Source organism: Streptomyces sp. NPDC059092, from assembly GCF_042756365.1.
In the GTDB taxonomy this organism is placed as follows: Bacteria; Actinomycetota; Actinomycetes; order Streptomycetales; family Streptomycetaceae; genus Streptomyces.
This window is the reverse complement of sequence record NZ_JBHZEJ010000023.1, coordinates 16,447-41,936: the sequence shown is the minus strand read 5'-3', so window position 1 is coordinate 41,936 and position 25,490 is coordinate 16,447. Positions and strand designations below refer to the sequence as shown.

Here is a 25,490-nt window from a genome sequence, read left to right as displayed (position 1 = left end):
AGCGCCCCCGGTCGGCGCATGCAATATATTGCATGCCGATTCCCGCTACCTCGCTCGCCTCCCGGGTCCTGCTGCGTGACCGCGCCTTCACCGCCCTGCGGGACGCCATCGTCGACGGCACGCTCCGCCCCGACGAGCAGCTTCGGGAGAGTGAGCTGGAGCGGTGGATCGGGGTGAGCCGTACGCCGATCCGCGAGGCCCTGATGCGGCTGGAGCGCAGCGGTCTGGTGGTGAGCAGGCCCGGCAGGTCGACCCGGGTGAGCGCGCTCGACGCCACGGCCGTCCGCGACGCCCAGCCGGTGGTGGCGTCCCTGCACGAGCTGGCCGTACGGCTCGCCGTCCCGGTGCTCGCCCCGGCGGACATCGAGGCGATGCGGGCCGAGAACGAGGCGTTCGCGGCGGCGCTGGAGCGGGGCGACGTGACGGGCGCGCTGGCGGCCGACGACGCCCTGCACCGTATCTGCGTGACGGCCGCCACCAACACCGTCGTCACGGATGTGCTCGACCAGTACACACCGCTGCTGCGCCGGATCGAGCGGGTGCGCTTCTCCTCCTCGGCCGGACTCGGCTCCGTCGCCCTGCACGACCGGATGATCGACGCCTGCGCGGCGGGGGACGCGGCCACCGCGGCGTCCGTCGCGCACATGACCTGGATGACCCTCGCCGACGCGGACCCCGACCCGGCCGTCTCCGGCGGCCACGGCCTGGTCCTCGCCCGCTGAGCGGTCGCCTTCCCCGCACCACGGCACCCGCACCCCCGTACGTCCCGCACCACCCGGCCCGAGCGAGAGGAACACCCCCGTGCCGATCGAGGACTTCGCACGCTATCCACTGCTCTTCGGCCCGAGCCCGATCCACAAGCTGGAGCGGCTGAGCCGCCATCTGGGCGGCGCGGCCGTCTGGGCCAAGCGCGAGGACTGCAACTCCGGGCTCGCGTACGGCGGCAACAAGACCCGCAAGCTGGAGTACATCGTCCCCGACATACTGGAGCAGGGCGCGGACACCCTGGTCTCGATCGGCGGATACCAGTCGAACCACACCCGCCAGGTGGCCGCCGTCGCCGCCCATCTGGGCCTGAAGGCCCGGCTCGTCCAGGAGAAGTGGGTCGACTGGCCCGACGCCGTGAACGACAAGGTGGGCAACATCCTGCTCTCCCGCATCATGGGGGCCGACGTCCGGCTCGACCCGGCGGGCTTCGGGATCGGCGTCAAGGACTCCTGGCAGCAGGCGCTGGACGAGGTGCGCGCCGAGGGCGGCACGCCGTACGCGATCCCGGCCGGCGCCTCGGAGCACCGGCTCGGCGGCCTCGGGTTCGCCAACTGGGCTTACGAGGTGGAGCGCCAGGAGGCCGAGCACGGCGTCTTCTTCGACACGATCGTCGTGTGCAGCGTCACGGGCTCCACGCATGCCGGGATGATCGCCGGGTTCGCCGGGCAGGACCGGCCCCGGCGGGTCATCGGGATCGACGCGTCCGCCAGGATCGCGGAGACCCGGGACCAGGTCGGGCGGATCGCCCGGCACACGGCGGAGCTGATCGGCCTCGGGCGCGAGCTGCGCGACGACGAGATCAGCGTGCTCGAAGGCTGGGCGGGCGACCGCTACGGCGTCCCCGTCGAGTCGACGCTGGACGCCATCCGGCTCACCGGAAGCCTGGAGGGGGTCATCATCGACCCGGTGTACGAGGGCAAGTCCATGGCCGGGCTCATCGATCTGGTCCGTACGGGGGAGATCGGCAAGGACTCGACGGTCCTCTACGCCCACCTCGGCGGCCAGCCCGCCCTGAACGCGTACAGTGGCGCCTTCGCCTGAGCGAGTCCGCGTACCGGCCCGTCCGGGGCCGCCTTTCGGCTCCGGACCGGTCCGGGATAAGTGGTTGAAGGAAATAGCACTCGATATAGTGATCTATGGCGGTAAATCGACCCATAAGATCTCAATGGCCGTTGATCACGTCATGGAACCCAGAGAGTTGTGGGAGCGTCACTCCGTGCTCGCGTCGGCGTTCTGCGGCAGTGACGACCAGGTCCGGGAAGCCCAGGGCGTCCTCGACGAGGCGCAGGCGGGCCGGACCCGGATGCTTGCCGCCTTCGCCGTGACCGTCGGGAGCGACTGCGCCGTCGCCAACCTCCTCGGACTCAACGAGCGCGAGGTGCGGCTCGCCCGGCGCACCGTCGGCAAGGACGACGCCCGTACGGTCGCCAAGCACCTCCTCACCGTGACGCCCGACGACCACCGGACGGCGGGTCCGGTGCCCGTCGACCCGCCGACCGGGTCCTCGGCCACCGGGTTCGGCCCGGGAGCGCACGCGACGGACTTCCCGGCCGCCGAACAGACGGTCCCGCCGCCACCCGTACCGGCCCCGCACTCCGCGCACGCGCCGTCCACGGGCGTGCCGGTCACGGACTCCGCCTGGTCGGCCGCGCTGGACGCGGTCCTGGTGGGCGGCTGGCACACCGGGCTCGACCTGACCGCGCTGGCCTCGGAGTTCGGTCTTGAGCTGGCCCATCTCGTCGCCCGGGCGCAGCGGCTCTCCGCCGAGGGCCGCCTCAACCAGCCCTCGCCCCACGAGGACCGGGCCGGCCGGCACCGGCGCCTGGACGCCGCCCCCCCGACGGAGCTGGGCGGCCACGCCTCCGGCGCGCCCTCGGGCCACGCGGTGCCCTACCCGCGGAACAACGACGACATCACCTGGCAGCAGATTTCGACCCACACCCCCTCGTGGGACAGCTCCATGGCGACGCAGACCGACTGGAACGGCATCGTCAGCCACTGGCACCACACCGCCGCTCCGCTGACCCAGCCCTGGGAGCCGGCCAACCAGTACACCTGACGGCCGGGGAGGGCCGTCAGGGGCCGCCCTTCCCACTGTCCCGCTCCGTGGTCATATGTGCCCACATGGCGAGACGGTGTTGCGCGGGGCGGCGCCGAGGCGTTGCATCGCGCCGTGCGATCCGAACATGACTCCCCCACCGAAGCCGCCCCTGCCGACCCGGCCGCCCCCGACGGCCCCGCCTCGCCTGCCGCCCCGGTCACCGCCCCGGCCGACGCCGGCGACCGGGCGGCGCGGCGCGCGGTCACCGTCTTCCCCGTCCTCGTGCTCGCCGCGGGCGCCCTCGGGCTGCTGACCCCGGGCACCTTCACGGGATGGTCGGTATCGGTGCCGTACCTGCTGGGCGTCGTCATGTTCGCCATGGGGCTGACCATGACGCCGAAGGACTTCGAAGGGGTGGCCAAGCGGCCGTGGGCGGTCGGGCTCGGACTGGTCGCGCACTACGTGATCATGCCGGGGCTCGGCTGGCTGATCGCCAACGCCCTCGATCTGCCGCCCCAGTTGGCGGCGGGCGTGATCCTGGTCGGCTGCGCGCCGAGCGGCACCGCCTCCAACGTCGTGACGTATCTCGCGCGGGGCGACGTGGCGCTGTCGGTGTCGGTCGCCACCGTCTCCACGGTGCTGGCGCCGCTGGTGACACCGCCGCTGACGCTGCTGCTGGCGGGCGAGTTCCTGCCGGTCGACGCGGGCTCGATGGTCACCGACATCCTGAAGACCGTGCTGCTGCCGGTCCTCGCCGGGCTGGCGGTCCGGCTGCTCGCCGGGCGGTACGTCGACCGGGTGCTGGGGGCGCTGCCCTGGCTGTCGGCGCTGACGATCGCCGTGATCGTCGCGGTCGTGGTGGCGGGCAGCTCCGCCGCCATCAAGTCGGCGGCCCTGCTGGTGTTCGTCGCCGTCGTCCTGCACAACGGGCTCGGGCTGGCGCTCGGTTACGGCGCGGGCAAGCTGGCCGGGCTCGGCGCGCCCGCGAGCCGGGCCATGGCCTTCGAGGTCGGCATGCAGAACTCCGGGCTCGCCGCCTCGCTGGCGACCGCGCACTTCAGCCCGCTGGCCGCGCTGCCCGCCGCCGTGTTCTCGGTGTGGCACAACGTGTCGGGCGCGCTGGTCGCCGCGTGGATGGCGTACCGGGCACGGAGGGCCGAGCCGGTGGCCGAGGCCGCCGCTGAGCCCGCGCGCTGACATCCGGGCGCCGACACCCCCGCACCCGCCGCCGGGCACCGCGCGGACCGCGGTACGCCCGGCGGCCCGGCGATCCGACCGCCGCGACCGCCCCGACCGTCCTGTCAGGCCCCCCGCTCCAGCTCCACCTCGACCAGCCGGTAGAGATGGCGGCGCGCGTCCGGCGTGGTGAGCGGCGGTGTCCGGCGCAGCCGCTGGAGCGCGAGTCCGTCCGCGAGGGCGGCGAAGCGCACGGCGAAGTCGGCCGGGTCCTCGCAGGTGAAGTCCCCCTCGTCCCGGCCGCGTTCGACCAGCGCCCGGATCTCGCCGTGCCAGCTCTCGTAGCGCGTCGCCTGGCCGCGGGCGAACGCCTCGTCCCGGTCGCCCGCGTGCCAGTAGTCGAACCACATGCGCCAGTGCCGGTCGGTGTGGTCGGTGAAGAGCGCGTCGATCAGCAGCCGCAGCCCCTCCGCCGCCCGGGTGGCCTGGTCGGCGGAGGCGCTGAGCGCGGCGTAGTAGCGCTCGATGTGCAGCACCATCGCCTCGGAGAGCACTTCCTGCACGCTCTCGAAGTGGTACGTCACCGTGCCGACCGACACCCCGGCCGCCGCCGCGACGTCCCGTACCCCGACGGCCGCCGAGCCGCGCTCCGCGATGAGCGGCACCGCCGCTTCCGCGATGAGGCGGCGGCGCACCTCGGTCGGCTGGCGGGTCCGGCTGGCGGCGGCCACGGCCCGCCGTGGCGCCCGGCCCGTCATCCGGACGTCCTGGGGGTGGTCCTGTGCCATGACCGCTCGGCCACTGTCTCTCCGTTCGCCCGTGCTACGAGGGTGCTGTCCATGATGAACTCCGTTGCCGTGGCCCGCAGTTCCGTGCTGGTCGTGAGGTACGCGTCCCAGCCGTCCGGGCGCCGCAGCCGGATCGTCCACCGGGAGCCCGCCACGGCCGACAGCGGATCGTCGGCACGGATACGGTAGACCTCGCGGGCGCTCTCCTCGTACCGCAGGCCGTCCGGGTAGGTACGGGAGCCGCCGTAGTTCGGGTCGACCTCCAGGGTCCACTCACCGGTGGCGACATCGTGCCGTACGACCCGCTCCGGACGGGGCGGGGCGGCCGGGTCCGGAGCGTCCACGGTCACCGCGAGCGGCACGGCCTGCTCCGGCTCCTCGAACCGGATCGGCGCGCGACCCGCGTCGTACGACGGATCCCGTACGGGCAGCAGTACGGCGCTCTCGCCGGGGAGCACGGTCAGCGCCCCGCGCTCGCCGTGCGGCCAGACCCACGGCCAGTACGTGTCGGAGACGGAGACGCGGACGCGGTGGCCCGGCGGGAAGGCGTAGCCGGTGGCGTTCAGTTCGAACTCGACGTCCTCGAAGGTGCCGGGCTCCCACGCGTCCGCCCGTTCCCTGCCGTGGCGGGAGAGCAGGTTGAGCACGCCCCGGGTGACGAGGGTGGACGAGCCGTCGGGCGCGACGTCGCAGACCCGGGCGATGACATGGGCGCGCGGGGTGGCGCTGTCGAGCCGCAGCCGGACCCGGGGCCGGCCGAGGATCTCGGTCCTCACGGTCAGCGGCGGCGAGTCGAAGCAGACGGAGCGGCCGTCCTCCTCCCGCTGGTCGGGCGGCAGGTCGGTGGGGTTGCCGAAGGGGAAGAAGCGGCCCGCGTCGAGCCCGGTGTGGTGCGGCGAGCGTACGGTCACCGCGCCCGCCCCGGCGTCGCCGAGCGGCCGTTCCTCCCAGGTGACGGCGGGCGAGGGCCAGGAATCGTCGCCGACCCAGCGGCCCGGCATCGTCGCGTACGAGGTGGCCGGCGGGACCGGGTCGTTGATCCAGGCGCGCAGCGCCGGCTCGGCCATGACCCCGGTGTCGGCGCCCTTGAGGTGCTGGTCCCACCAGCGCAGCGTCTCCTGGAGGAAGCCGATGGCGGGACCGGGCGGCAGCCCCCGGTCGGGGTACTGGTGCGACCAGGGGCCGATCAGCCCGCGTACCGGCGCGTCCAGCCGCTCGACCAGCCGCAGCACGGTGTCCCGGTACGGATCGGCCCAGCCGCCGACCGCGAGAACGGCGGCGTCGATGGCGGAGTAGTCCTCGCAGACGCTGCCGTGGCGCCAGTAGTCGTCCCGCTCCTGATGGTCCAGCCAGGTGTGCAGGTACGGGGTGATCGCGTCGAGCCGTTCCCGCCACAGCGGCAGCCAGCGGTCCGTGCCGACGTGGGCGGGGTCCGGCGGCCGGGCGGTGAACGCGAGCATCGTGCCGGCCCAGGCGAGCATGTCGATCCCGAGGACCGCGCCGCCCATGTAGTGGACGTCGTTGTCGTACCGGTCGTCGGTCGAGCAGACGGTGACGATCGCCTTGAGCGGTTCGGGGCGCAGTGCGGCGATCTGGAGGGCGTTGAAACCGCCCCAGGAGATCCCGAACATGCCGACCTTGCCGGTGCACCAGTCCTGCGCGGCCAGCCAGTTGACGACATCGACGCCGTCGGCCAGCTCGGTCTCGGTGTACTCGTCGAGCATGACGCCCTCGGAGTCCCCGCTGCCGCGCAGATCGACGCGTACGGACGCGTAGCCGTGCCCGGCGTACCAGGGGTGGCGCTGGGCGTCCCTGGGCGCGGTCCAGTCGCTCTTGCGGTACGGCAGATACTCCAGCAGGGCGGGCACGGGGTCGGCCGCCGCGTCGACGGGCCGCCAGATCCGGGCGTGGAGCCGGGTGCCGTCCCGGGTGGGGATCCAGACGTCCTGGGTGTGGATCTGCCGGTCGTACGTCTCGCGGTACCGCATGGAGGGCTGTGTCCTTTACACCTGGGCCGGCGCCGCTTTCGCGGAACCTGGTCGCTGTTCGTGGGGTTGTCGGATCGCTGGACCGGTCGAGGCGGGTCGTGGCGGTCAGGTGGGCGCGGGGCGCCAGCGGCGGACGCGGTGGCGGCTGGTGATCTCCGTCCACATGTCGTCGCCGGACGCCGCGTCCTGCCACTCCTCCTCCGGCACCACCGCCCGCTCGGCCTCCGGGTCGGGCTCCAGCGCGGCGGCCATGAGCCGGCGCGTGTACGGGTGGGCCGGCGCGAGGAACACCGCGTCCGTGGGGCCCTCCTCCACCACCACGCCGTGCCGCAGCACCAGGACCCGGTCCGCGATGCCGCGTACCACCGCCAGGTCGTGGCTGATGAAGAGACAGGCCAGCCGGCGTTCCCGGCGCAGGTCGTCCAGCAGCCGCAGGACCTCGGCCTGGACGGAGACGTCGAGGGCGGTGGTGATCTCGTCCGCGATGAGCACGTCGGGCTCGCCCGCCAGCGCCCGCGCGATGCCGATCCGCTGCCGCTGGCCGCCGGAGAGCTGTGCGGGCAGCCGGTCGGCGAACTCCGGGGGGAGGTGGACGTCGGCGATGAGGCGGCGGGCCCGTACCGCCGCGTCCGCGCGGGAGGCGGCCGTACCGAAGACACGCAGCGGGCGGCGTACCGCGTCGCCCACCGAGCGGCGGGGGTTGAGGGAGGTGTCGGCGTTCTGGAAGACGAGCTGGACCTTGCGGCGCAGGTCGCGGGGGCGCTCGCGGGACGACGCGGTGAGGTCCCCGTCGCCCGGACCGCCGTCAGCCGGACCGCCGCCGGCCGGGGCTCCCTTGCCCCGGCCGCCGTCGCCCTGGCGGTCGGCCGCCGCCGTCATCGTCCCGCCGGACGGGGCGCGCAGCCCGGCCAGCGACCAGGCGAGGGTGGACTTGCCGCTGCCGGACTCCCCGACGAGCGCCAGGATCTCGCCGCGCCGCACCTGGAACGAGACGCCGTGGACGGCGCGGGTGGCCCCGTAGTCGATGGTGACGTCCCGTACGGCGACGGCCTCGGGGGCGTCGGCGGGCAGCACGGCCCGGGGGCGGATCTCGCGCGTGCCGTCCTCGGCGACCAGCGCGAGGCCGTCGTCGGCGAGGCGCGGGACGGCGGCGAGCAGCCGGCGCGTGTACGGCTCGGCGGGCGCGCCGAAGAGCCGGTGCGTGGGCGCGCTCTCCACGACCCGGCCCGCGCGCAACACGGTGACGTGGTCGGCCATGTGCGCGACCACCCCGAGGTCATGGCTGACCAGGACGGCGGCGAGGCCGAGTTCGTCGCGCAGCGCGCCGATCAGGTCGAGGACGCCGCGCTGCGTGACGACGTCCAGGCCGGTCGTCGGTTCGTCGAGGACCAGGACCCGGGGCCGGGCGGCGATGGCCATGGCGATGGCGACGCGCTGCTGCTGGCCGCCGGAGAGTTCGTGCGGATAGCGGCGGGCGAGGTCGGCGGGGCGGGGCAGCCGTACCTGTTCGAGGAGGGCGGCCACCGAGTGGTGGGCGGCGTCCTCGTCGCGCAGCGCCTCGGCGATCTGCCGGCCGACGCGCATGGAGGGGGTGAGCGCGTGCCCCGCGTTCTGGGCGACCATCGCGACCGTACCGCCGCGCAGCCGTCGCAACTCCCGGGCCGGCAGCGCGAAGACGTCCTGGCCGTCGACGCGTACGGTGCCCGCGGTGATCCTGGACCCGTGCCGCAGGTGGCCCAGGAGCGTGGCGGCGACGGTGGACTTGCCGCTGCCTGACTCGCCGACCAGGGCGAGGGTCCGGCCGGGCCGTACGTCGAAGGAGACGTCCTGGACGACAGGTACGTCCACGCCGCCGGAGCGGTAGGCGACGTGGAGGCCGGCCACCGAGACCAGGGCGGCGCCCCGGGCGGTCGTACGGGCGGCGGCGCCGCCGGTCGCGTGCGTGGTCATCAGGAACCCTCCCTGATCCGGTCGACGCCCCACGCCTTGGAGAGGCCGTCGGCGGCGAGGTTGAGCCCGACCACGAGAGTGGCCAGGGCGATGATAGGGGCGAGGCTGGCCATCGGTACGACGGTGATGGCGGTCCGGTTCTCCGCGACCATCAGCCCCCAGTCGGGGGTGGGCGGGTTGGCGCCGAAGCCGAGGAAGGACAGGGAACTGATCAGAAGCACGACCCAGGAGGCGCGCATCGCGAACTCGACGCACACCACGTCGGTGATGTTGGGCAGCACCTCGCGGCGCAGGATCGACCAGGTCGACTCGCCCCGGGCGCGCGCGGCGGTGACGTAGTCCGCGGGGACGACGGCGAGGGCCGCGCCGCGCACGACCCGTACCACCTGGGGTACGTAGACGACGGCGATGGCCAGCACGATGACGCCAGGGCCCGAGCCGAGCGCGCTGACGATGACGAGCAGGGCGAGGATCGAGGGGACGGAGAGCACCGCGTCCAGCACCCGCATCAGCGCGTCGTCCAGCCGGCCGCCGCGCAGGGCCGTGGCGCAGCCGAGGACGGTGCCGAGGGCGACGGTCAGCAGGGTCGCGGCGACGGAGACGCCGAGCGCGTACCGCCCTCCGTACAGCACGCGGGTGAGGACGTCGCGCCCGTACTGGTCGGTGCCGGCCCAGTGGCCGGCGCCCGGTCCGAGCAGGGCGCGCGAGGAGTCGCCCACGGTGGGCGCGTACGGGGTGAGGAGGGGGGCGAGCAGGGCGACGGCCACATGGACGGCGACGACGGCGAGGCCGATGGAGGCGGCGCGGGAGGAGCGTACGGTCCGCCAGGTGCGGGCCGCGAAGCCCGGACGCGGGGGCGGCGGCACGGAAGGCGGAGAACCCGGGGAAGTCGGGGAAGCCGGGGAACTCACGGAACTCATCGGGTCCTCGCTCATCGAGTCCTCCCGCCGCGGATACGGAGCTTGGGGTTCAGGGCCATCGCGCCGAGGTCGGCCGCGAGGTTGCACAGGACGTACACGACCGCGCTGATGAGGGCGATCGCCTGGAGGACGGGCAGGTCGCGGTTCTGCACGGAGGAGAGCATCAGCTTGCCGATGCCCGGGTAGTTGAAGACGTTCTCGACCACGGCGACGCCGCCGATCAGCCAGGCCACGTTGAGGGCGATCACATGGAGGGTGGGCAGCAGGGCACTGGGCAGCGCGTGGCGGGTGACCACGCGCCAGGAGGAGAGGCCCTTGAGGCGGGCGGTGGTGACGTACTCGCTCGCCATCACGTCGATCACCGAGGTGCGCGCCATGCGGACGATGTAGGCGGCCATCACGACGGCGAGCGAGGCGGCGGGCAGCCAGATCGCCGGCAGCAGTTGTCCGGCGGTGGCGCCGGGACCGTAGAGCACGACCGCGGGGAAGAGCGGCAGGGCTACCGAGAAGGCGAGGACGAGGACGGTCGCCACGACGAACTCGGGGACGCTCATCCCGACCAGGCTGACCGTGGAGATGAGGTGGTCGGGCCAGCGGTCGCGGTAGTACCCGGCGACGACGCCGAGGACGAGGGAGCCTGTGACGGCGAACAGGACGGTGACACCGGCGATCAGCAGGGAGTTGCCGAGGTACTGCGCCACCTCGCCGCCCACGGCCTTGCCGGAGACGAGCGAGCTGCCGAAGTCGCCCTGTACGGCGCCCTTGACCCACTGGACGTAGCGCTCCCAAGCGGGCTGGTCGAGATGGAGCTTGTCGCGCAGCGCGGCGACGGCGGAGGGGGTGGCGTCCTTGCCGAGGACCTGGGTGGCGACATCGCCCGGCAGTGCCTGGACGGCGAGGAAGACGAGGACGGAGGAGAGCAGGAGGGTGCCGAGCGCGGTGACGACGCGGCGGGCCACGAAGGTGAACACGGTGGTCTCAGGCTCCCTTCAGGCCGATGCCGAGGTAGTCGAACTCGAATCCGTGCTCGGCGTAGCCGCGCACGGCGCGGGAGATGCCGACGAGCCGGTCGGCGAACATCGGGGTCATCGCCCCGCCCTTCTCGATGACGAAGGTCTGCGCCTGGCCGTACAGTTCGCGCCTGCGCGTGTCGTCGGTCTCGCGCCTGGCCCGGTCGAGCAGCGCGTCGAACCCCTGGTCCGACCAGGCGGTCTCGTTGTAGCCGGAGCCGCCGCGGAAGACCTGGTTGAGGAGCTGGTCGACGGGGCGGCCGGTGAACCAGTAGGTGGCCATGAGCGGCTTCTTCATCCAGATCTGGGTGTAGTACGAGTCCGCCGAGGCGGTCTTGACCCTGATCCGGATGCCGGCGCGCCGGGCCGACTCCTGGTAGGCGAGGGCCATGGGCGTGAAGATCGGGTCGTAGGAGGAGGTGTAGAGGTCGACCGCCAGCCGCTCCTGGCCCGCGGCTTTGAGGAGATGACGGGCCTTCTCCGGGTCGTGGACGGGGTGGTCGGCGAGGTGGTTGGGGTCGCTGGGCGGTACGGGGTTGTCCCAGCCGAGGGTGCCGGCGCCCTGGAGGGCGACCTTGAGGACGTGCTCGGGGTCGTAGGCGAGCTTCATCGCCTGGCGTACGCGGACGTCGGTGAAGGGCTTCTCGGTGGTGAGCATCGGCAGGACGTACCACTGGGCGTCCTTGACGCGGGCGATGGTGGCACGGTCGGAGGCGGCGACGACCCGGGCGGTGGCGAAGTCCAGATTGGTCTGGGAGAGCAGATCCACCTGCCCGGCGAGCAGGGCGTTCGAGCGGGCCTGCATGTCGGCGACGGAGTAGAAGTCGATGGCGTCGAGGACGGGCCGGCCGGCCCAGTGCTCGGCGTACGCGGTGACGCGTCCGGGTCCGGCGGCGGAGAAGGACGTCAGCTTGAAGGGCCCTGTGCCGATGCCGGTACGGCCGATGGAACGGGCGCTTCCGTCAGGGATGACATAGCAGTTGTAGTGCGTCAGCAGACTGGGGAACTCGGCGTTCGGCGTCTTCAGCGGGACGACGAGGGTGTACGCGTCGGGGGTGCGCAGCGTCTTCGGGTCGATGAGCGGGGCGAGGACGGCGGCCTGCGGTGAGGCGGTCGCGGCGTCGAGGATGTGGCGCAGCGTGTAGGCGGCGTCCGCGGAGGTGAAGGCCCGGCCGTCGTGGAAGGTGAGGCCGCGGCGGAGCCGGAAGGTCCAGGTGCGGGCCTGGTCGTCCGGTTCCCAGGACTCGGCGAGGTCGGGGGCGAGCAGGCCGTCGGGGCCGACCCGGACGAGCCGGTTGTAGAGGGCGCCGAGGTATTCGTACGCGGAGAGCGCGCTCGCCGGGTCCAGCGTCTCGGCCTCGGAGGCGGGCGGCCTGGCGATGCGCAGGGTGCCGCCGCGGTCGGGCCGGCCGGCGGGCGCGGCGTCCGGCACGGCGCCCGCCGCCGTACCGGATCCGGCGCCGCCGGAGCAGCCGGTGAGCAGCCAGGAGGCGCCGAGCGCCGCGCCGCCGGCCGCCGCGGCAGTGAGCAGCGAGCGCCGGGGCGGACCTGCCGCCCCGGCGGTGACGGCCAGGTCGGCCGCCCCGGGGTCCGTTCGTCGGTAAGTGTCGGACATGTACCGGACACCCTTCGCATTGATTCGTTCCGTTGAACGATTGGGTGAAGTGCGTGAACGATAGCCAGGCGTCACCGCCCCGCCAACCCCTTGTGCGCGGAAATTAACCCGGGAAATCGACTCGTTACCTGCGGCGGCCCTCGGTGCGGTGCGCTGCCGTCAGCCGGCGGGCGGGGCCGTCGGCGGTCCGTAGAGCGCGGCGAGTTCGGCCGCGAGGCGCGCGAGGTGCTCCCGGGCCTCCCGGGGCGCGAGGATCTCGATCCTGGCCCCCAGCCCGGCCAGTCGCGCCGCCAGGGCCTGCGGCGACGGGCCGTCGACCTCGAACGCCATCCATCCGTGGGCGAGCGGTCCGCCGAGCCGCAGCCGGCTGCCGAACAGCGCGCGCAGACCGGCCTCGGCGCCGCGCTCGGCCCTGGCCCGTACGGTCGCCGCGCGCGTCCGTTCCTCGGCCGTCGAGGCGAGGGAGCGCCAGGCCACGGCGAGGTCGAACCCCGCCGGGCGGACGACGGGGTCACCGGTCGGCTCGACGGAGGTGACGCGGCTGAGCCGGAAGATCCGCAGGCCGCCCGCGCCCCGGTCGGAGCCGGAGCCGGAGCCGCTCCCGGTGCCGGTGCCGGAGCCGGTCCCGGTGCCGGAGCCCGTACTCGCGCTCGTGTTCGCGACGAGGTAGCGGACCCCGGACCTGGTCGCGAGGCCCAGCGGGTGGACGATCCGTTCGTCCACCGGTCCCCCGGGCCGCTCGTACCCGAGGCGGACCTGTGCCCCGTCGACCACGGCACGTTCGAGCGCCCTGAGGTGCGGTGTGACGCCCTCGTGGGGGGCGCCCGGCCGGTCGGACCACTCCACGGCCCCGGTCCGGGGCGCGGCCCCGGCGTCGGAACGCGGCGCCGGCGGTCGGGCCCGGACGAGTTCCCGCGGCTCCGGGGCGGCCGGCGACACCCCGGCGACCAGGAACAGCTCACGGATCTCGCCGACGGTCAGTCCGTTGAAATCAGTCCGTGCCCCGCCCACCAGTGCCCAGCCGCCGCCCCGCCCGCGCTGCGGGTAGACGGGGATGCCCGCGGTCGCCAGCGCCTCCAGGTCACGGCGTGCCGTACGTTCGGACACGGACAGTTCTGCCGCCACCTCGGTCGCGGTCACCCGCCCACGCGCCTGGAGGAGCAGCAGCGTCGCCACCAGGCGATCGGCCCTCATACCGCCCATTCTCCTCCTCGGACCGGCGGGAGGACGGTGCCCGGCCCCGCGGTGACGCCCGGCCGGTCCGGCGTGGCCCCGGCCCATCGTGTTGACTTCCGACCAGGACGAGCCGGGGACGGTACACGCCGCCGGACCTGCGCACCGTCCCGCGCATCCGTGCATCCATACGTCCGTACGCCCGTTTCACCCGTAGACCTGTGTCCTCGTGTTCCCGTGTGAAGGAGCCATCCATGCGTATCGCCGTCCTCGACGACTACCAGCGGGCCGCCCGTCGCTTCGCCGACTGGGACGCGCTCGGCGGCGAGGTGGTCTTCTTCCACGAGCCGCTCTCCGGGGTGGACGCGGTGAGCGCGGCACTGGCCGGTTTCGACGTCGTGGTCGTCATGCGGGAACGCACGCCGTTCACCGCCGAGTTGTTCGACCGGCTGCCCGCGCTCCGGCTACTGGTGACCACGGGCCTGGCGAACGCCTCACTGGATCTGGCGGCGGCGCGGCGCCACGGGGTGACGGTCTGCGGCACGGAGTCGGTGCCGCACGCCACGGCGGAGCTGACCTGGGGTCTGATCCTCGCGCTGGCCCGGAACATCCCCGCGGAGTCGGCCGGGATGCGGGAGGGCGGCTGGCAGCGGACGATCGGCCGCGATCTGCACGGCCGCACGCTCGGTGTCGTCGGCCTGGGGCGGCTCGGTTCCCGGGTCGCCGCGATCGGCGCCGCGTTCGGGATGCGGGTCGTCGCGTGGAGCGGCAACCTGGACGCGGAGCGGGCCGTGGCGGCGGGCGTGGAGCCGGTCGACAAGCGGACCCTGTTCTCCCGGGCCGACGTCGTCACCGTCCACTACAAGCTCGGTGAGCGCAGTACGGGGCTGATCGGAGCGCGGGAGCTGTCCTGGATGAAGCCGACGGCCCTCCTCGTCAACACCTCACGGGGCCCCCTGATCGACACCGCGGCCCTGATCGAGGCCCTGCGCGCCGGCCGGATCGCGGGCGCCGGCCTCGACGTGTACGACATGGAGCCGCTGCCCGCCGACGACGCCCTGCGCACCCTCCCCGGTACGGTCCTGACCCCGCACCTCGGCTATGTCACCGAGGCCACGTACGAGGTGTTCTACGGTCAGGCGGCCGAGGACATCGCGGCGTTCCTGGCGGGCACCCCGCTGCGCGTCCTCACCGGCTGAGGGCCCTGTGGGCGGTGCCGCCCACGGAAACGGCCGCCCACCCGTGCGGGCGGGCGGCCGTCGGTCGCCGTGTGCGGGCCTCGGTCAGGACTCCTCGAAGTAGGCGTCCAGGACCACGTCCAGCTCCGCCTCCCACTCCTTGAGGAGCTTCCTGGCCGGCGCCTCCACCTCGGCGTCGAACCAGCGGCGGGCCGAGGTGTGCACCGTGACCGTGAACCGGCGCCCGAAGCGGGGGGTCGTGACCTCGACCGCGCCGATCTCGTCCCAGTCGAACTCGGCCTCCTGGTCGTCCAGCCGGAACCGGACGCCCTCCCGGTCCGCGGTGATCGAGCCGCGGCGGTCGCTGACCTCGAAGACGGGACCGTCCTCGGGGGCCGCTTCCCCCTCGGGGTCGGTGTCGGCCTCACCGTCCTGCTCGGCCTTGCCGCCCTTCCCGGACTTGCCGTCGTGCTCGGACCTGACGTCGTGCTCGTCGCGTTCGTCCTGTTCCTGCTCGTCCTGTTCCTTCTCCTTCTCGTCCTCCGGCTGCTCCTCTCCCTTCTCCGCCGTCACCGGGGCGCTCGCGTCGTCGTCGGCGACGGCCGGCTCCTCGCTCTCGTCCTCGGCCCGCCCGGGGTCCGTCTCCGCCGGCCTCGGCGGGGAGGGGGCCACGAGACCGGGGATGTACGCCGGGTCTGTCCCCACGGCGAACTCGGTCTGGATTTTCGGATCTATGCGCTGCTCCACGGCAGTGAGTATGGACGACGAAGCTGTATGAGCCCAGTGAGCCCACCGCCGCCCCGCTCAGCCTGCCCCGACCAGCCGCAGCACCCGTACCCCGTACGGCTCCAGGGTGACCTCGTCCGCGGCCGGTCCGTCCAGTTCCGTCAGCCGCAGCCCGGCCTCGACGGCGGGCTTGACCAGCAGTTCCTCCCGGCCCTGGCTCACCAGCCAGACGTAGCGGTGGCCGTCCTCGTGGTCCAGCAGGTCGACCGCCACCCTCAGGTCGTCCACGGTGACCGGGCGGCGCACCCCCGCGTGCGCGGCGAGCGCGTCGTACAGCCGCACCGTCTGTTCCGGGTTGACGCGCGGCGTGACGGAGGCCATGTGTTCCAGCGGGTAGGTGCACAGCACCACGGAGCCCGCGCCGGTCTCGCGCAGCAGCAGGGCGGGGCGGCCCCGGCCGTCGGTGGCCAGCACCTCGGCCCCGTACGGTTCCACGGGCAGGAAGACCCGGCTGCTGGGTGTGCCGGCCGCCCGGAAGGAGAGGGTGTCGCCCTCGGCAAGGGTGCCGAAGGGCCGGGTGAGGGTGAGGGTGACGGTGTCGTCCTCGATCGGGTCGACCAGCCCGTACTCCAGCGTGTGCCGGACGCCGAAGAGCCGGTCGAGATGCGCGTACCAGGGGCCGCGCTGCTCCTCGTGGGCGCCGGGCGAGTAGGAGACGTAGACGGTCGCACCACCGCGGGCCAGCTCCTCCAGCCGGTACCAGCTCGCCGAGAGCAACTGCTTGGTGGAGGGCAGCAGATAGAGCCGGTGGCCGTCCGCGATGCCGTCGCTCTCCCGTACGACGGTCGCCGGGGCGTCGGCCAGCCGGGAGCTGATCCAGGCCTGCCGCCCGGTCCGCTCCACGTACGAGCGGTCCTCCTCGCGGGTGAAGGGGTAGAGCGTGTCCAGGTACGAGGAGACCACCAGCGCGGTGTCGGTACCTGGCCGGACGCAGTGGCCGAAGTCGACGCGCTCCAGCAGTTCGGCGAAGGCGCGGACCTCCTTGAGCTGCGGTTTGGGCGTGCCCGCGCTGTCGGTCAGCCCGAAGTGCATCTCGAAGGCGTGGTGCGAGTAGGGCGGTTGTTCGCGCAGGGCGTCGAAGTCGGTGTTGTTCCAGGCGATCCAGCCGGTGGCGCCGGCCAGCAGGCTGTTGTGCAGCGCCTGGCGGTAGTAGCGGGCGGCGTGCGGTCCTGACGCGAAGTCGGAGGTGAGCCCGAACTCCTCCAGGACGACGGGGAGTCCGAAGCCGCCGGTCAGTTCGCACACCCAGGCCGCCGCGTAGTGCTGGCGGACCGGGTCGTCCTCCATCCGGTACACGTGCGGGCCCAGCCAGTCGGTGAGCGCGGCGCAGTCCCGAAGCCGGAAGCCGTTGTCGTGGCCGGAGTTCTCCAGGCCCCAGGCGCCGTCACCGAGCGAGACCGGCTGCCGGGCGCCCGAGGCCCGTACGCCGTCCACGACGAGCTGGGCCCAGGCGGCCACCTCCTCCCGTGCGGCGCCCGCCCGACCGTAGATCGGCATCTCGTTGGAGATCAGCCACCCGGCCACGGCCGGGTGGTCCTTGAAGCGGGCCGCCATCTCGCGGGCGAACCACGCCTGCCGGGAGACCAGCCAGACATCGGTGTAGAGGTCCCGGCCACCCCGCCAGGCGGGGTCCCAGTTCTCGCCGGACATGTGGCCCACGAGGAAGGTGGGGACGGTGGTCATACCGAGGTCGTGGTGGCGGTCCAGGAAGTCCGCGTAGTGGGCGCAGAGCCGCTCGTCGATGCGGTCGGGCTCCGGCATGAAGTCCGGCCAGTAGAAGAACGACCGGGTCATGTTGAGCCCGTGGTCGCGCAGCACGCGCAGTTCCTCGTCGACCACCTCGCCCCGGTACGAGCGCCACATGAGCGGCCCTCCGGTACGCGACCAGAAATTGGCGCCGATCCAGGTGACGGGGTGTCCTCCGGCGGAAATCCGGGCAGCGGGACGCGGCATCTTCGTGCTCTCCCTAGAACGGGGACCGATGACATACCTGTGTGCGTCGGACGGGCGTCAGGCGGTGCGTCAGCGAGTGCGTGGAGATCGTATGCGGCCCCGGTGCGGACGGGCGGCGCCACATCCTTTCCAGTGAATCGCTGTACCGGTTTAGCGTCAACCCCACCCGTCCGTTTCATAAACCGGTTCAGGACTTCGCCGCGGGCGGCGGCCCGACGCTGCCCCGCACGGTGAGGCGGGGCGCCGGGTCCTGGAGGTCCCGCACCGCGTGCCCGCCCGCCACCTCGCGCAGCATCCGGGCGGCGCGTGCGCCGTGGGCGACGATGTCCCTGCTCAGCGCGGTCAGCGGCGGGTCGACCAGTTCACACAGGGCCGAGTCGTCCCAGGCGATCACGGAGAGGTCGGCGGGAACGCGCACGCCCAGGGAGTGCGCGGCGGTCAGGCCCGACACGGCCATCACGTCGTTGTCGTACAGGATCGCGGTGGGCGGGCCCTCCGCGCCGAGGAGGGCCCGGGTGGCCGCCGCGCCGCCCTCGCCGCTGTAGTCGGCCTCCACGGTCCTGCCGGTCAGCCCCAGGTCCCGGACGGCCGCGTCGAAGGCCTCCGTACGGATCGCCGTGTGGCGCAGCGGGGCCGGGCCGCCGACGCGGGCGAGGCTGCGATGGCCCAGGCCGGCGAGGTGGCGGACGACGGTGGTGACGGCCGCGGCGTCGTCGCTCCACACGGCGGGCAGCCTGCGGGTGCCGACCGGCGCCCCGATCACCACGGTGGGCAGGCCCAGTTCCTCCAGGACGGGGACGCGGGCGTCGTCGACCTTCAGGTCGACCAGGAAGACGCCGTCCACCCGGCGCCGCGCCGACCAGGAGCGGTAGAGGGCGATCTCGGTGTTCCGGTCCTCGGCCATGGTGAAGACGAGCGGGGTCGCGTCGGCGATCAGTTCGGCCTGGATCCCGGAGATGAGCTGCATGAAGAAGGGTTCGAGGCCGAGGGTGTGCGCGGGGCGGTCGATGACCAGGCCGAACGCCCCCGCCGTACCCCCGGAGAGGGCGCGCGCCGCGCTGTTGGGCTGCCAGCCCAGCTCCTGGGCGATGGCCCGGATGCGCCGCCGGGTGGGTTCGGAGACCCCGGGGCGGTCGTTGAGGGCGAAGGAGACGGCGGCCTTGGTGACGCCGGCCCGCTCGGCGATATCGGCCATGGTGGGGCGCTTCACGGTGGGGTGCCTCGCTTTTCTCCGCAGGTACGGACGGATTACCGGGTCACGGCCTCCGGTGGGCCTCCGGGAAATATGGCCGAATCGGTCCGGGAGGAAAACCCGGCCCTCGCACATCGTTTACCAGGGAAGTTGAGAAAGGCAATGCAACGGCATTGACACTCGCTTTGCGGCGCCCCTAATTTTCACCGCGCCGGAAGGTGCGCGGACCACCCCCGGCCCTGGACGGGTGGGTCCGAGGTTTCGCCTGCGGGGAGGCGCTGTTCCGGACTCACCCCTCACAGCCGTCGTACGACCGAGCCAAGGGGCCGACATGACCGTACCGACCGTGACCACCGTGCGCGCGGGCCGCGGGGCGCCCGCCGTGACCCTGATCGCCACCGCCGTCGCCGGCGCGCTGCTGGTGGCCGGCTGCACCGGCGGCGGCGCCGCCTCCCGGGGCGAGGAGGCGAGGGCGGCCGACGACCCGTCGAAGGTCTCGGGGACCATCACCGTGCTGACCCACCGCACGGACTGGGTGCAGGACGGCACGATGAAGAAGTACGCCGACGCCTTCCGGAAGATCTACCCCGAGGTGACCGTCAAGTTCGACGGGATCACCGACTACGAGGGGGAGGTCAAGATCCGGATGAACACCGAGAACTACGGCGACGTCCTCATGATCCCGGGTGCGATCAGGAAGAACGACTACCCGAGGTTCTTCGCCTCCCTGGGCAGCCGGGCGGAGCGGGAGAAGAAGTACCGGTTCACGGCCTTCACCACGGTGGACGACAAGGTCTACGGGCAGAGTCCGATCGGGGTGACCCCCGGCTTCCTCTACAACCGGAAGGTGTGGGAGCAGGCCGGGATCACGGAGTGGCCCACGACCCCCGCCGCGTTCCTCGACGACCTGAAGGCGATCAAGTCGAGGACGGACGCTGTGCCGTACTACACCAACTTCAAGGACATGTGGCCGCTCACCCAGTGGACCACCGCGCTGGGTTCGGTGAGTTGTGACGTCCAGGCGAACAACCTGCTGGCGACGGACGATCCGTGGGCCAAGGGGTCAGAACTGCGCACGATCGACGCGCTGTTGTACGACATGGTGCGCGGGAAGCTGGTCGAGAAGGATCCGTCGACCACCAACTGGGAGGGTTCGAAAACCCGGTTGGCCAAGGGCGAGATCGCCACGATGTGGCTGGGCTCCTGGGCGGTCACCCAGTTCCGGGCCGCCGCCGAGCAGGCCGGTACGGACCCCGGCGACATCGGTTTCATGCCCTTCCCCGCCCAGGTGGACGGCGCGTTCTGCGCGGTCGCCTCACCGGACTACGCGCAGGCGGTGAACGTCCACTCGAAGCGGAAGGAGGCGGCGCGCGCCTGGATCGACTGGTTCACCGAGAAGTCCGGGTACGCGGCCGACAACCTGGCGCTCTCGCCGCTGAAGGGGGCTCCGCTGCCGGATGTGCTGAAGCCGTACACGGACCGGGGTGTGAGGTTCATCGAGCTGGACCAGAAGGACGCGGCGCTGGTCAACGAGATCGACAACGCGGCCGAGGTCGGTCTGCAGAAGCCGGACTACCGGCAGGATCTGGTCGATGTGGCGCGCGGCGCCGCCGAGGGCGATCTCGACGGGTTCCTCGCCGGGCTCTCCCGTCGCTGGAACGAGGCGGAGAAGAGCGCGGGCGCGCGATGAGACGGCGGCTGTGGCGGGGACTGACGCCCTGGCTCTTCCTGCTCGTACCGCTGGCGCTGCTGGTGGTCTTCACGTACGCCCCCGTCGTCAACATGATCGTGTACAGCTTCACGGACTGGGACGGGGTCGGCCCGGATCTGACGTTCACCGGGATCGGCAACTACGTGGAGCTCTTCACCCGGCCCGAGCTGTTCCAGGTCTTCTTCGTCAGCGGCTACTACCTGGCGGCGTCCGTGGTGCAGATCGCCGCCGCGCTCCACTTCGCGACCGTGCTGAGCTTCCACACCCGTTTCCGTAACTTCTTCAAAGGCGTGCTGTTCTTCCCGTACCTGGTCAACGGGGTCGCGATCGGTTTCGTCTTCCTCTACTTCTTCCAGGAAGGCGGCACGCTCGACTCGGTGCTGCGGCTCTTCGGGGCCTCCGGCGACCATGCCTGGCTCTCCTCCTCCACCTCGGCGAACATCTCCCTGGCCGGGGTGTCGGTGTGGCGCTTCATGGGGCTGAACTTCGTGCTGTTCCTCGGCGCGATCCAGTCGATCCCCGGTGAGCTGTACGAGGCGTCCGAACTGGACGGGGCGGGCCGCTGGCAGCAGTTCCGGCACATCATCGCACCGGGTATCAGGCCGGTCCTGAGCCTCAGTGTGATTCTCGCGGTCTCCGGTTCGCTCTCGGTCTTCGAGATCCCGTACATCATGACCGGCGGGGCCACCGGCACCGAGACCTTCGTGATCCAGACCGTGAAGCTGGCGTTCCAGTTCAACAAGACGGGGCTGGCCTCGGCGGCGGCCGTCGTCCTGCTGCTGATCATCCTGGCGGTGACGTGGGTGCAGCGGCGTCTCGTCCCGGACGACAAGGTGGATCTCGTATGAGCGCCCGCGCGCGGCTGGCCGGCTCCCTGAAGTACCTCTCCCTGGTGGTGGCGGCCGTGGTGGTCCTGCTGCCGCTCGGAGTGGTGTTCCTTACCTCGCTGAAGACGGGTGAGGAGATGGCCGACGGCAGCGGTGCGCTGGCGCTGCCGGACAACCTGTTCAACTTCGCCAACTACGCGACGGCGTTCTCGGACGGCAAGATGCTCGGCGCTTTCGGGAACACCGCGTTCATCCTGTTCTTCGCGATCACCGGGACGGTGGTCATCGGCTCCATGACGGCGTACGCCATCGACCGCTTCGACTTCCGGTTCCGCACGCTGGTGGTGGCGCTCTTCCTCGTCGCCACGCTGGTGCCCGGGGTGACGACGCAGGTGGCGACCTTCCAGATCGTCAACAGCTTCGGGCTCTTCGACTCGCTCTGGGCGCCGGTCGTGCTCTACATGGGCACCGACATCGTCTCGGTCTACATCTTCCTCCAGTTCATCCGGGGGATCCCGGTCTCGCTGGACGAATCGGCGCGGCTGGACGGCGCCAACTCCTTCACGATCTTCCGGAAGATCATCTTTCCGCTGCTCAAGCCGGCCGTCGCCACCGTGGTGATCATCAAGGGCATCACCGTCTACAACGACTTCTACATCCCGTTCCTCTACCTGCCGTCGGAGGAACGGGGCACGATCTCCACGTCGTTGTTCCGCTTCAAGGGGCCCTTCGGGGCGCACTGGGAGAACATCTCGGCGGGCGCGGTGCTGGTCATCGTCCCGACGCTGGCCGTGTTCCTCTTCCTCCAGCGCTACATCTACAACGGCTTCACCCGGGGGGCGACCCGCTGAGACCGGCCCACAACGAGACCGGACAGGAGTACGGGCGTCAGCCGAGAGCGGCGGGCGCGAACCAGGTGGGCTCGTCACCGAGCGCCTGTTTGATCCGGAAGAGGGCGAACTCCGCCAGCTCCGGCAGTCCGTCCACGGGGAACCACCCGACGTCCAGCGACTCGTCGTCGTTGACACGTGCCTCGCCGCCGACGGCCCGGCAGCGGAAGGCGATGTCCATGTACTGGCACCTGTCGCCGTTGGGATAGACGACCGGCTTCAGCACCTGGACGAGCACGACCCGCTCCGCCACGCACCGTACGGCCGTCTCCTCCTCCACCTCACGCACCGCCGCGACAGCGGGCTCCTCCCCCGGTTCGGGGATCCCGCCGATGATCGACCACGCGCCGGTGTCGGCGCGCCGCCCGAGCAGGACGCGCCCCTCGTCGTCGAAGACGATGGCGCTGACGCCCGGCAGGAAGAGCAGTTGGTGGCCGGCGTCGGCCCGGATCTCACGGATGAAGTCAGGGGTTCCCATGCCACCGACCCTAACCGGCCACCGCCGGGGCCGAGGCGGCCGTACGGGCGCGCCGGGCGCGTACGGCGCCGACCGCCACCCAGCCGAGCCCGGCCACCGCGACAGCCACCAGCAGCGCCTCGGGCAGCGTGCCGAGCCGGGTCGCGGGCGTCAGCGAGGAGCGCAGCGGAACCTTCGCCACGAGCGCGTCGGGGGTGAACATCCCGGTCTGCTGGGTGATCCTGCCGTCCGGCTGGATGATGGCGCTGACCCCGCTGGTGACCGGGACGACGACGGTCCTGCTGTGCTCGACGGCCCGCACCCGGCTCATCGCGAGCTGCTGGTACGTCATCTCGCTGCGGTCGAAGGTGGCGTTGTTGCTGGGTACGGAGATGAGCTGGGCGCCGTGCGTGACGGCGTCCCGTACGGTCCAGTCGAACGCCGCCTCGTAACAGGTGGCGAGGCCGACCTTGGTGCCCGCGAGGTCGAAGACGCCGGTGCCGGTGCCGCGCGCGAAGTCCCTGCGGACCATCTCCGCGTAGCCGGGGCTGATCCAGCGCACCACGGAACGCAGCGGAAGGTACTCGCCGAACGGCTGGATCTGCCGCTTGTCGTACGTGGCGGTCGGGCCGCGCTCGGGGTCCCAGAGGATCTGCCGGTTGTACAGCGGACCGGAGTCGGGGGTGACGACGGCGCCGACGGAGATCGGTACACCGATCGCCTTCGCCGCCTGCTCGATCACGTCGTACGCGTCGGCGTTGCGGTACGGGTCGATGTCGGAGGAGTTCTCCGGCCAGAGCACGAAGTCGGGCCGCGGCTCCTTGCCCGCCTTCACATCGGCGGCGAGTTCCAGGGTCCTGCGCACGTGGTTGTCGAGGACGGCCCGGCGCTGGGCGTTGAATTCGAGACCGGCGCGCGGCACGTTGCCCTGGATCGCGGCGACGGTCGCCGTGCCGTCCTCGGCCGCGTCGCTGACGAGCGGCAGCGCGGCGAGCGCCGCGACGACCGGTACGAGGACGGTCGCCGCGGCGGCGGCGACCGCTCCCCGCGGGACCGTGCGGGTCCTGCGGTACGCGAGGACCTGGCGCACGCCCTCGTACAGTCCGAAGCCGCAGAGCACGACACCGAAGCCGAGCACGGGGGTGCCGCCGACCGCGGCGAGCGGCAGGAAGACACTGTCCGCCTGGCCGAAGGCGATCTTGCCCCAGGGGAAGCCGCCGAACGGCACCCGGGCGCGGACCGCCTCGCCGAGGATCCAGACCGCTGCGGCCCAGACCGGCCACGGCGGCAGTCTGCTCACGACGGCGATCCCGAGCCCCGTGAACGCGATGAAGACGGCTTCGATCGCCGCGAGACCGAGCCAGGGGCCCGGTCCCACCTCGGCGCCGGTCCAGTACAGCAGCGGCAGCAGGAAGCCGAGCCCCGCGAGAGCGCCGAGGCCCAGGCCCGCGCGCGGCCGGCGCCCGTACAGGCTCCAGGCGAGCAGGGCGAAGGCGGGCAGGGCCAGCCACCACAGGGTCCGGGGCGGGAAGCTCGCGTACAGCAGCAGCCCGGACGCCGCGGCTCCGGCCGGCCGGGCGAACCGTCGGGCCAGGGACCACCCGGGGCCGGTCGGGGCGGCGGGCTGCGGGGGTTCGACGGTGGTCATGGTGGCGCTCACCTGGCGGAGTCTACGGTGGCGCCCCGTGTGCCGGGGGGCGAGACCTGTGCGGTGGGGCCGGCGCGAGCACCCGAGCCCGGAACACTTCTCCGCAATCCCTCCGCATCCCTCCACAAACGCCCGTCCCTGCCGTTACCGTGTGCGCCAGTCCGTGGCACATCGCCCGGATCCGGCCATGCGCACAGGGCGGGGCCTGACACAGCTCGGGGGTCGACACGATGGCCGCACCGGCGGAACCGGGCGCGCCGGGGCGGCGCGGCAGGGCGCCCGACACGGTCGGCGCCACGCTCCTCGCCGGCTGCGCGGTGTGGGCGCTGATCAGCGCGGCGGGGCGGGAGGCCAGACCCGAGGGGGTACTGCTCGCGGTGCTCGCCGTCGCCGCGGGGTACGCCGTGGGCCGGATCTGCGGATCGCTCGTACCGGTCGCCACCGCGTCCGCCATGGCGCTGGTCTGGCTCGCGGGAGCGGTCGCATCAAGCCAGGAAGCGCTCGGTACGGCGGTGAGCGTGACCTCCCCGCCCGGCGACTCGGGCGCGGTGGCCGCGCTGCTGGTGCTGGGCGGCGGGGCGGCCTGCTGCGCGGCTGCGGGGGCCCGGCGGGCGTCCGGGCGGCTGGCGCTGCGGCTGCTGGCCGTGGCGATCGCGGGGTGCGCGCTGCTCCTCGGCTCGGTCGTGGGGTTCCTCGCGGCGCTCGGCGTTCTGCTGTGCTCGCTGGCCGCGGCCCGGATGCGTCGGCGGTTCCTGGGGCTCACGGGGTACGCCCTGGTCACGGTGGTGGTGGTCGGGGGGTCCTGGGCCGTGGCGGAGCGCGCGCTTCCCGAGGGTCTCACGGTCTCTCTGGAGGGGCAGCTCACCCGGCACCGGGTGGAGCTGTGGCACGACGCCGCGGAGCTGGCAAGGGAACGTCCGGGGCGTGGGGCCGGGCCCGACCGGTTCGGCGATCTCAGCCCGACGGCCGCGCGGTCGCTGGACAGCGACGGCAAGCCGCACTCGGCGCCGCTCCAGCAGGCGGCCGAGCAGGGTGTGGTGGGCGTGGTGCTGCTGGGCGCGCTGTACGGCTGGTCGCTGTACGCACTGGGGCGCTCGCCCTGCTCCACTCCGGTGATTCTGACGGCGGGGGCCGCGCTGACGGCACTGGCCGGGCTGGCGACCGTGGGGAACGCGCTGAGCTTCACACAGGTGACGGTGGGCGCGGGGCTGCTGGCCGGGCTGGCGACGGCGCGGCCGGCGGCGGGTGACGGCCCCGACGAGCCGCCGGACCGGGCCGGAAGGGCACCGGCCGGGGCCACGGCCGAGGCGTAGCGGGGCGCGGAGCCCCACGACGGGGGCGCGGAGCCGTCAGGTCGAAGGAGGCGCCGTGCCGGCGGACGCTTCGGGTCGGCAGACGCGTCTTGCCGGCGGATGCGTG

21 protein-coding genes are annotated in these 25,490 nt (G+C 72.7%); 9 read left to right on the top strand and 12 right to left on the bottom strand.

The features are described 5' to 3' along the window. Positions 1–32 precede the first annotated feature (32 nt). The 4 genes from ACFXPL_RS16125 (at position 33) to ACFXPL_RS16110 (ending at position 4,006) form a co-directional block, all read left to right on the top strand. Positions 33–722, top strand: coding sequence for a GntR family transcriptional regulator (locus ACFXPL_RS16125; RefSeq protein WP_384918783.1), 690 nt, complete (start codon positions 33–35; stop codon positions 720–722). A 79-nt stretch (positions 723–801) separates the two neighbouring features. After that, positions 802–1,809, top strand: a complete 1,008-nt coding sequence (locus ACFXPL_RS16120; protein ID WP_384918780.1) for a 1-aminocyclopropane-1-carboxylate deaminase — start codon at positions 802–804, stop codon at positions 1,807–1,809. Between the two features lie 142 nt (positions 1,810–1,951). Beyond that, positions 1,952–2,827, top strand: a complete 876-nt coding sequence (locus ACFXPL_RS16115) for a hypothetical protein (protein WP_384918777.1) — start codon at positions 1,952–1,954, stop codon at positions 2,825–2,827. Positions 2,828–2,941: 114 nt separating this feature from the next. Then, entirely contained in the window at positions 2,942–4,006 is a 1,065-nt protein-coding gene (locus ACFXPL_RS16110; protein WP_384918774.1) for a bile acid:sodium symporter family protein, read from the top strand. Between the two features lie 104 nt (positions 4,007–4,110). Here ACFXPL_RS16110 and ACFXPL_RS16105 read toward each other — a convergent pair whose 3' ends face one another. The 7 genes from ACFXPL_RS16105 to ACFXPL_RS16075 all read right to left on the bottom strand — a co-directional run bounded on the left by ACFXPL_RS16105 (position 4,111) and on the right by ACFXPL_RS16075 (position 13,450). Further along, entirely contained in the window at positions 4,111–4,773 is a 663-nt protein-coding gene (locus tag ACFXPL_RS16105) for a TetR/AcrR family transcriptional regulator (protein WP_384918772.1), read from the bottom strand. Next, the gene (locus tag ACFXPL_RS16100) at positions 4,740–6,761 is read right to left on the bottom strand and encodes a CocE/NonD family hydrolase (RefSeq protein ID WP_384918769.1); all 2,022 of its coding nucleotides are present in this window, start codon (positions 6,759–6,761) and stop codon (positions 4,740–4,742) included. Before ACFXPL_RS16100 ends, ACFXPL_RS16105 begins: the two co-directional genes overlap by 34 nt. Before the next feature lie 105 nt (positions 6,762–6,866). Further along, positions 6,867–8,711, bottom strand: coding sequence for a dipeptide ABC transporter ATP-binding protein (locus ACFXPL_RS16095; protein WP_384918766.1), 1,845 nt, complete (start codon positions 8,709–8,711; stop codon positions 6,867–6,869). Beyond that, positions 8,711–9,577 carry an ABC transporter permease gene (locus tag ACFXPL_RS16090; protein ID WP_384918764.1) on the bottom strand — a complete coding sequence of 289 codons (867 nt, stop codon included), beginning with the start codon at positions 9,575–9,577 and terminating at the stop codon, positions 8,711–8,713. Before ACFXPL_RS16090 ends, ACFXPL_RS16095 begins: the two co-directional genes overlap by 1 nt. Before the next feature lie 65 nt (positions 9,578–9,642). Then, on the bottom strand, positions 9,643–10,602 hold the full coding sequence (locus ACFXPL_RS16085; RefSeq protein ID WP_384918761.1) for an ABC transporter permease: 960 nt from the start codon (positions 10,600–10,602) through the stop codon (positions 9,643–9,645). A 7-nt stretch (positions 10,603–10,609) separates the two neighbouring features. Next, positions 10,610–12,256 (bottom strand): ABC transporter substrate-binding protein, encoded by a 1,647-nt coding sequence (locus tag ACFXPL_RS16080; protein ID WP_384918758.1) that lies wholly within the window; start codon positions 12,254–12,256, stop codon positions 10,610–10,612. Positions 12,257–12,415: 159 nt separating this feature from the next. Next, complete coding sequence (locus ACFXPL_RS16075) at positions 12,416–13,450, bottom strand: helix-turn-helix transcriptional regulator (protein ID WP_384918755.1); 1,035 nt, start codon at positions 13,448–13,450, stop codon at positions 12,416–12,418. Positions 13,451–13,683: 233 nt separating this feature from the next. Here ACFXPL_RS16075 and ACFXPL_RS16070 point away from each other — a divergent pair, with 233 nt between their 5' ends. After that, entirely contained in the window at positions 13,684–14,628 is a 945-nt protein-coding gene (locus ACFXPL_RS16070) for a D-2-hydroxyacid dehydrogenase family protein (protein ID WP_384918753.1), read from the top strand. Between the two features lie 84 nt (positions 14,629–14,712). On the opposite strand, the gene ACFXPL_RS16065 is transcribed toward ACFXPL_RS16070, so the two are convergent. The 3 genes from ACFXPL_RS16065 to ACFXPL_RS16055 form a co-directional block, all read right to left on the bottom strand. Continuing rightward, positions 14,713–15,354: a hypothetical protein gene (locus tag ACFXPL_RS16065; protein ID WP_384918750.1), complete on the bottom strand. Its 642-nt coding sequence runs from the start codon at positions 15,352–15,354 to the stop codon at positions 14,713–14,715. Positions 15,355–15,411: 57 nt separating this feature from the next. Continuing rightward, positions 15,412–17,346, bottom strand: coding sequence for a cellulase family glycosylhydrolase (locus ACFXPL_RS16060; RefSeq protein ID WP_384918748.1), 1,935 nt, complete (start codon positions 17,344–17,346; stop codon positions 15,412–15,414). 187 nt (positions 17,347–17,533) lie between these two features. Then, positions 17,534–18,556 (bottom strand): LacI family DNA-binding transcriptional regulator, encoded by a 1,023-nt coding sequence (locus ACFXPL_RS16055; protein ID WP_384918745.1) that lies wholly within the window; start codon positions 18,554–18,556, stop codon positions 17,534–17,536. 313 nt (positions 18,557–18,869) lie between these two features. Here ACFXPL_RS16055 and ACFXPL_RS16050 point away from each other — a divergent pair, with 313 nt between their 5' ends. Genes ACFXPL_RS16050 through ACFXPL_RS16040 form a run of 3 tightly spaced genes read left to right on the top strand, consistent with a single transcriptional unit; the run spans position 18,870 to position 21,927 of the window. Beyond that, positions 18,870–20,228, top strand: coding sequence for an ABC transporter substrate-binding protein (locus ACFXPL_RS16050; RefSeq protein ID WP_384918742.1), 1,359 nt, complete (start codon positions 18,870–18,872; stop codon positions 20,226–20,228). Further along, a complete protein-coding gene (locus tag ACFXPL_RS16045) occupies positions 20,225–21,097 on the top strand; it encodes a carbohydrate ABC transporter permease (protein WP_384918739.1) in 873 nt (290 codons plus the stop codon). Before ACFXPL_RS16050 ends, ACFXPL_RS16045 begins: the two co-directional genes overlap by 4 nt. Then, on the top strand, positions 21,094–21,927 hold the full coding sequence (locus ACFXPL_RS16040) for a carbohydrate ABC transporter permease (RefSeq protein WP_384918736.1): 834 nt from the start codon (positions 21,094–21,096) through the stop codon (positions 21,925–21,927). Before ACFXPL_RS16045 ends, ACFXPL_RS16040 begins: the two co-directional genes overlap by 4 nt. 37 nt (positions 21,928–21,964) lie before the next feature. On the opposite strand, the gene ACFXPL_RS16035 is transcribed toward ACFXPL_RS16040, so the two are convergent. Continuing rightward, positions 21,965–22,444 (bottom strand): NUDIX domain-containing protein, encoded by a 480-nt coding sequence (locus ACFXPL_RS16035; protein WP_384918733.1) that lies wholly within the window; start codon positions 22,442–22,444, stop codon positions 21,965–21,967. Positions 22,445–22,454: 10 nt separating this feature from the next. Then, on the bottom strand, positions 22,455–24,083 hold the full coding sequence (gene lnt / locus ACFXPL_RS16030; RefSeq protein WP_384918730.1) for an apolipoprotein N-acyltransferase: 1,629 nt from the start codon (positions 24,081–24,083) through the stop codon (positions 22,455–22,457). A 218-nt stretch (positions 24,084–24,301) separates the two neighbouring features. On the opposite strand from lnt, the gene ACFXPL_RS16025 reads away from it, so the two are divergent. Further along, positions 24,302–25,384 (top strand): O-antigen ligase family protein, encoded by a 1,083-nt coding sequence (locus ACFXPL_RS16025; protein ID WP_384918727.1) that lies wholly within the window; start codon positions 24,302–24,304, stop codon positions 25,382–25,384. Positions 25,385–25,490: the final 106 nt, after the last annotated feature.